The organism is uncultured Cyclobacterium sp., assembly GCF_963976465.1.
Lineage (GTDB): Bacteria > Bacteroidota > Bacteroidia > Cytophagales > Cyclobacteriaceae > Cyclobacterium.
Window position 1 is genome coordinate 1 of sequence record NZ_CAXBOC010000264.1, and the last position, 7678, is coordinate 7678.

At 40.4% G+C, this 7678-nt stretch carries 5 protein-coding genes; 3 read left to right on the forward strand and 2 right to left on the reverse strand.

What is annotated here, in order from left to right:
• The 3 genes from AAC037_RS14835 to AAC037_RS14845 all read left to right on the forward strand — a co-directional run.
• Nucleotides 1-243: RidA family protein (locus AAC037_RS14835; RefSeq protein WP_339903715.1), on the forward strand; the 243-nt coding region annotated here is incomplete at its 5' end.
• 51 nt (nt 244-294) lie between these two features.
• Complete coding sequence (locus AAC037_RS14840) at nt 295-1365, forward strand: bile acid:sodium symporter family protein (RefSeq protein WP_339903719.1); 1071 nt, start codon at nt 295-297, stop codon at nt 1363-1365.
• A gap of 6 nt (nt 1366-1371) precedes the next feature.
• The gene (locus AAC037_RS14845) at nt 1372-2451 is read left to right on the forward strand and encodes a bile acid:sodium symporter family protein (protein WP_339903716.1); all 1080 of its coding nucleotides are present in this window, start codon (nt 1372-1374) and stop codon (nt 2449-2451) included.
• A gap of 118 nt (nt 2452-2569) precedes the next feature.
• Here AAC037_RS14845 and AAC037_RS14850 read toward each other — a convergent pair whose 3' ends face one another.
• Nucleotides 2570-5872: a VCBS repeat-containing protein gene (locus tag AAC037_RS14850; RefSeq protein ID WP_339903717.1), complete on the reverse strand. Its 3303-nt coding sequence runs from the start codon at nt 5870-5872 to the stop codon at nt 2570-2572.
• An 84-nt stretch (nt 5873-5956) separates the two neighbouring features.
• Nucleotides 5957-7579 (reverse strand): SusD/RagB family nutrient-binding outer membrane lipoprotein, encoded by a 1623-nt coding sequence (locus AAC037_RS14855; RefSeq protein ID WP_339903718.1) that lies wholly within the window; start codon nt 7577-7579, stop codon nt 5957-5959.
• Nucleotides 7580-7678: the final 99 nt, after the last annotated feature.

Sequence of the window (7678 nt, forward strand, 5' to 3'; positions counted from 1 at the left end):
ATCAAGGCCCATACTGACCATGTTTTAAAAGAGCTAGAAAAAGAATTAGTAAAGGCAGGTAGCTCAATGGAGAAAGTACTCAAAGTTAATGTTTACTTGCACGACCTTGCAGATTATAAAGGAATGAATGAAGTATATAAAGGAAGGTTTGGAAGTAAGCCACCGGTTAGAACCACAGTTGCAACCTACGGTGGAGTACCTGGAGACTCTCTAGTGGAAATGGATTGTATTGCGTACATTTAATACCGCTAACTCACTGAGAACCTGTTAACCCATGTTACCTTGAAAAAAGAAATGATTTTCAAATACTTTATAGGAGCAGGCCTTTTGTGCCTGCTCTTAGCTTTAATATTTATAATCCCGGGCAATATTGAAAGCGCGGCCATTCCTCTGATAGCATTTTTTGTGTTTTTGGGCATAGGTTTTCGGGGCTTCGAAAAACTAAAAGGCTTTACTTACACTACCATGATATTTGCGGGAGTTACGGCAGCCATGTACTATCCGGAGTACTTTGTTGAATACAAAGGTTATGCTTACAGCAACCTGATCACTCCCCTAATTCAAATAATCATGTTTGGTATGGGAACTTCAATGGCTTTTAAGGATTTTGCAGGGGTAATAAAAATGCCAAAAGGTGTGTTTATTGGCTTATTGAGTCAATTTACAATTATGCCGATTACTGGATTTATTTTGGCTAGCCTAAGTAATTTCCCACCAGAAATTGCCGCCGGACTTATTTTGATTGGATGTTCTCCAAGTGGTCTTGCTTCCAATGTAATGAGTTATTTGGCCAAAGCCAATTTGGCCTTATCCATCACCATTACTGCAATTTCCACGCTTTTGGCTCCCTTTCTTACACCTTTATTGATGAAACTATTGGCCGGACAGTTTGTGGAGATCAATGTTTTGGATATGATGTGGAGTATAATCAAAATGGTCATCCTCCCTATTGGCGCAGGCCTTGTTTTCAATAAGTTGTTTTCCGGTAAAGCCAAATGGCTAGACGATGCCATGCCAGTGGTTTCTATGGCCGGCATAGGAATAATTATAGTGGTTATTACTGCGGCAGGAAGAGACAGTTTATTGGATATCGGAGGTTTGCTAATCATCCTTGTTTTTGTTCATAATGTCATGGGATACAACCTTGGCTTTTGGATCAGCAAAGGGTTGGGACTTAATGAAAAAGATGCACGTACAGTAGCCCTGGAAGTGGGCATGCAGAATGGAGGCTTGGCTTCAGGTTTAGCCAAAGAAATGGGCAAACTGGCCACCATAGGTTTGGCCCCTGCAGTATTTGGTCCATTGATGAACATTACAGGATCTGTACTGGCCTCTTATTGGCATAGAAAACCACCAAAAGAGTAGAAGCCTTTGAAAAAGCAAGTCCTTTTTCGATCACTATTGCTATTGGCAATATTGCTTCTATCTATATATCTCTACTTGATCTTTTCAGGAGTTCATGCATCCGCAGGATCATTCTTGATCGGATTCATGGCATTATTAGGTATAGCCTTTTCAATCAACAATCAATTGAAAGGCTATACCTATACCATAATGATTTTTTGCTCGGCCACCATTGCCTTGTACTTCCCAAGTCCTTTTATCTCTTATAAAGGGTATGCCTTAAGTCAGCTGATCACTCCACTGATTCAATTCATCATGTTTGGCATGGGTACAGCCATGTCTGTAAAAGATTTCATTCAGATCGGTAAAAATCCGAAAGGAGTATTTATTGGTTTGGCCTGCCAACTTACCTTAATGCCTTTGTCAGGATGGGCCATTGCTAATTTTAGTGGCCTGCCTTTGGAAATTGCTGCAGGAATAATCTTGGTAGGCTGCTCTCCCAGCGGTGTAGCATCAAATGTAATCAGCTATCTAGCCAAGGCAAACCTGGCCTTATCCATAACCATTACTGCCCTATCTACTCTATTGGCCCCTTTTGCAACACCATTTTTAATGAAATGGTTGGCAGGCTCCATGATAGAAATAGATGTAGCTGTGATGATGTGGAGCATTGTCAAAATGGTCATTATCCCAATTGGAGCTGGTTTATTAGTAAACCACCTTTTCAGAAATAAAATCGCCTTTCTTCAGAAAGTTATGCCAACCCTATCTATGGCGGTAGTGGCCATCGTCATCGTTCTTATCACGGCATCCGGTCGTGACAACCTACTGGACATCGGCTTTATTTTACTAGGTCTGGTACTCCTCCATAATATCGCAGGCTATCTATTAGGTTATTCAGCAAGTAAGACTTTAGGACTTGATGAAAGAGATTCACGCACCATTGCCCTAGAAGTAGGGCTTCAAAATGGGGGAATGGCAGGTGCTCTTGCCAAAGAAATGGGGAAATTAGCCACCCTGGGATTGGCGCCGGCAGTCTTTAGCATTATAATGAACATCTCAGGCTCGATACTTGCCTCCTATTGGCATAAAAACGAACCTAAATAAAAACAATAGCACCTAATAAATTTTCCCTTAGGTTAAAAATTAACCGAGGAAGCACAGTTATCAAATGCCTCCCCGGTTAATCAGAGTATTTAAACCCAAAAATTGGGTCCATCAATTATTAGTCAAGTTTAAATAGTTGAAGTACTGAATCATTAAAGGCGTAAATGATAAAGGTTTCTCCTTTGATTTCTATAGTTTGAATATCTCTTACATCGCCCTGAAAGAATAAGCCTGTTTCCTGCACGGATACAAGGCTTAAGTCCATGCTTTGCTCATCAATATTAAATACAAATCCCGGATTCGCATCCAATTTACCAGTACTCACACGGGTTTTGCTAACGTTTCCTCCAGTCAATAAAACAGGTTGATCGCCGCTAGAAAAAGAAGTTTTGCTCATTGCAAAAAGTGGAGACAACTGAAATTCAGCAGGTAATTTTTCAGGAGTGAAATTACCTTTTCCATCATTTATTAATAGTACAGATGCCATCATATCTGCTTGTAAAGTATCAGCATCACTAAGATCCAAAAGACTAAAAATATCTTTCAGGCTGGCTTGTGCAAAAGACTTATAGTCAGTGTATTTCCCTTTCAACTTTGGCAGTTGACCAATTATTTCATCCCTACTGAAAGCAAAAGAAATTGTATCTGACTTATAATAGCTAAAAATCGGATCTGTTCTTCCATTATTGTCAAAATCTTTAAAAACAACTTGCATGGGCTGGGAATTACTTGCCTGATACACTATATTTTCCCCGTAATTTCCCGCCAATAAATCCAAATCTCCATCGGCATCAATATCCGTTGGATACAAACTCAACCACCATCCTTTGGTTGCTGCTGTTAATTCTTGTTGGGTAGCTACAAAAGTTTTGCCCTCCAAAGTATACAATTGAATACCCATCCATTCTCCTGCTATGACCAACTCCTCTTTACTATCACCGTCGGTATCTATAAAACAAGCATCACTCACCATACCTGGTGCCATCAATTCAGGATTATAATCTGCAGTAACATCCGTGAAATTTCCTTGTCCATCATTGGCTAACAGATAACTTCTTGGTGACTCAGGGTAGTTTCCCGGAAGGTAGCGTCCTCCCACAAACAAGTCGGGAAAACCATCCCCGGTAAAATCAGTGCTTGCCACTGTGCCACCACTTACCGGCATCATAGGAAGTGCTTCTTTATTTCTACTAAAATTTCCTTTCCCATCGTTGATGTACAACCTATCCTGATACATTTCACTATCTTTTGGAAAATCAGTGCCTCCACTGACCACATAAAGGTCAAGACTTCCATCTCCATTGGCATCCAACCAAATCGCATCCGTGTCTGTAAAGCCTTTATCGGTTTCAAAATCTGCTTGATTACTCGCAGAAAAATCTCCTTGACGGTTTTGAATATAGAGTTTTGCCGCCTGATTCTTTCCTCCTCCAATATAAATATCCTCCAATTGATCGCCATTTACATCCGCAATGGCCAACTTTGGACCGAGTGCCCCCATGGAGTTGGGCATCAATCTATCTTGTGTAAAATCTAAAAATTTGGTCTCCTTATGCACAAAATCAATCCCCAATGCTCCGGACACTTCTTCAAATAACTTTACCGATTTAGTAACAGGAGCATCCACAGGCAGACCTTCTGTTTGCACCAATTCAACCTCCTGATTGACAGGAATATCGGTAAGTACCTGATACTCTCCTGTAGGCCAGTAAACCTCTAAGCTGTCAATTGTCTTCTTTTCTCCCAAACCAAATACCAATTCTTGATCTACAGCAGATTGGTAACCTCGTGTTGGCATCAACTCTTGGTGGAATTTTTCTCCATTTGAATAAACCAAAACCTTGGCTCCAATACCTCTTGTATTTAAGTTATTGCCTTTAAGCTTAACTTTTAGAAAAGCGTTTTGTGTTAGCTTCTCACTATTGTTCCTGTAAACCGAAACAGGGTCATTGGTATGGCAAACAATAAGGTCAAGGTCGCCATCACCATCCAAGTCGGCATAGGCTGCAGCATTGGAAACAGTCTCATCTTGTAAACCCCATTCTCCGGCTTTATTTACAAACCTTGTATCTCCTTGGTTATGGTAAAGGTAGTTTTGTACATAAATAGGTGGCATTTTATCTATAAGTTCCATCAAAGCTTCTTCTTTACCCGTTTGGTTGGCCTTGATGCGTTCACTCACCACATAATTCATGAAATCCATGTCCAAATAATTACGAGCATACCCATTGCTAATAAAAATATCTTTCCAGCCATCATTGTCGAAATCAGCTGCCAATACTGCCCAGCTCCAATCCGTATGGGCAATTCCACTGTACTGCGCCGTTTCTATAAAATTACCTTCGCCTTGGTTTAGGTGAAACATATTGCGCATGCTTTGAGGATAAAACCCCTTGTCCAATAATTCGGTGTATTTGTTATAATTCTCAGGTCCTAAAATTGCCTTTTGGTTAAAATTAAATTCAGGCATCATGTCCATGGTAAGCAGGTCAGGCAAGAGGTCATTGTTCATGTCTGCGGCATCGGCACCCATGGAAAACAAAGATACATGCCCCATATGGTTTCTAAGGTCCTCTTTGAAGGTTCCATCCTGTTGATTATAATAAAGGTAATCTTCCTCGTTATAATCATTGCTCACATAAATATCCAGCCAACCATCATTGTTGTAATCACTCACTGTAACAGCCAAACCAAAGCCCAACACATTGTCAATGATACCACTTTCTTGGGTAACATCCACAAATTTGCCATGGTCATTTCTATACAACCGGTCACCTAAAAAATCTCCTGTTCTGGTTTTAAAAGACCCGTCTATTCTACTAAATCCGGCATATTCTTGAGTAGAATGGTTCAGCAGAAACATGTCCAGATCTCCATCGTTGTCATAATCGAAAAAAGAGGCCTGGGTTGAATACCCCGGGTCATCCAAGCCATATTCGGCTGAAGCTTCCTTAAAAGTGAGATCCCCTTGATTGATATACAACTGGTTTTTTCTATTGCTGGGATTGTTCGCTGCTGACCTACATACATAAATATCTAAAAACCCATCGCCATTAACATCGGCCATGGTGGTCCCTGTGTTCCATAAACCAGCAGCTTCTACCCCTGCTTTGGTAGTAATGTCTTCAAACTCAAAATTCCCTTTGTTCAAATAGAGTTTACTGGCCATCATATTACCGGTAAAGTAGATGTCCGGTAAACCATCATTATTAATATCTCCAACCGCTACACCACCTCCTTGGTAAAAATAACCATAGGTAAGTACATTGAAAGCATCCGATTCTTTGACCAAATTTTTAAACGAAATCCCTGATGATGAAGAAGAAACTTTAGTAAACAAAGCGTTGGGATCTTCTTGTTGGCAGGAAAAGTAGGTTCCCAGCAAAAAAAGGAATATCAGAGGTTTGGCATTGATTTTCATGGCATTAGCATTTTGGTATAAAACTAAAAAAAGTGCCGTTAAAAACGGCACTTTTTATATTATCTATATTCAATTAATTTTTAATTAATCTTCTTTTGCATCCCACCAAAGTTTGGTGCTATTCTTATTACCTCCACGGCTAACTAGTTCATCAAACTGTTCAGCAGCTTCAACAGCTTCAAGGTTATTTGAATATTCACCTGAAACAAAGATCAACCTTGGCATCACCTCATCTACTGCAACATCTAAGTTGTCAGAGTTCAAACGAGGGTAAGGAGATGGGTAATTGGTTCTTCTCAACTCAGCCCAAGCTTCCCAACCATCAGGATAGATAGCAATCCACTTTTGCGTGCCGATTTGTTCCAATTGTTCTTCCAAGCTACCACCGGACATAAATTTCACCGGAATAGATGAACTAGCAGCGATATTCCACTCAGGCTTGTAAGGATAAGTTACATCACTAGGTGTATTTTCACTATTGATATAAGCATCTACAACATCAGCAGTTGCTCCTACTCTTGGCTCAGTTAAAGAAAGGGTAATTCCTTTTTCGTAGAATTCTTGAGCTGTACCACCCATATTCCAACCAATAGCTGCACCTTCAGCAAGTAGAAATTGTGCTTCAGCGGCACTCAATACTCTCCAAGGTTCACCGGCAGCACTTCCTCCTCTACCTTCATTAAGGAAGATCACTCCCATATCTGAATTAAGATCATTCAAATTAGGCGTACCCAATTCTTCTCTAGAAAGTCCATTTCTTAGACCTTGGTGAGGCTCTCCTTCTCCGGTATTCTGATAATCAACAGTCTCACTGAAGAATACACCAGTACGAGGATCATCATAACCTACCATTACACTTTCCATCAATGCACTCATTCTGTACTCACCCCAGTTGGTAATGATCCAGTATGGATTTCTTGAGTTGATTGTGGTAAGGATTTCAGCTCCATCGGCGTTAGATTCCATCACTCCATCAGCTACAGCTTTCTCAGCTTCAGATTGGGCTAGAGCAGGCTCTACAAATCTGATTCTCATCGCTAATCTTAACCTAAGAGTATTGGCAAATGTTAACCATTTGTCTACAGAACCACCATATATTTGATCGTGTCCTACAAATGCAGTACTACCGGTATTTGCCTTCAACACAGTTACTGCTTCATCAAGCGTAGTAAAGAAATCTTTGTAGATATCTTCTTGTGGATCATAAGCTACACTAGTTTCACCATTGCCAAAGTTAGAATAGATAATTGGACCCCAATAATCAGTAATTCTGTGGTATCCTGCTACTTTCCATACCTTGATCATGGCATTTTCAATCGGAAGATCATTTGTTTCGGAGAATTCTTCAACAAACTGGATAACCGGTGCTGCTTGTCCATAGTAATAATTCCAAGCACTATTGGACCAAGAACCTACCTGTGTATAACGGTCAGAGTCAAAGTTTACCTGAGTGGTGGCAAAGTACTGAGAGTACAAGTCACCAAATAAACTTTGGGCAATCTGAAAACCTGAAGTACCTCCTCCCGGAGCTAGGTACATGGCGCGAGCCTGTGCATTTGCGAATGCATTACCCAATAAGTTTTTGTCCAAATTCTCTGCAACTAGGGCATCTGGTCGGGTATTCAACTCTTCAAAGTTTTCCGTACAAGCACCTAAAGAAAGCGCTGCGACGGATAAACCCATTGCTATTTTAGAAATTTTTATCATCTTCAAATTTTTTAAAATCCTAAATTAAGATTAAAACCAAAAGATCTGGCAGTCGGCGGAGCGAAGGAGTCAAATCCTACAGCCGCAGCAGATGTTCCA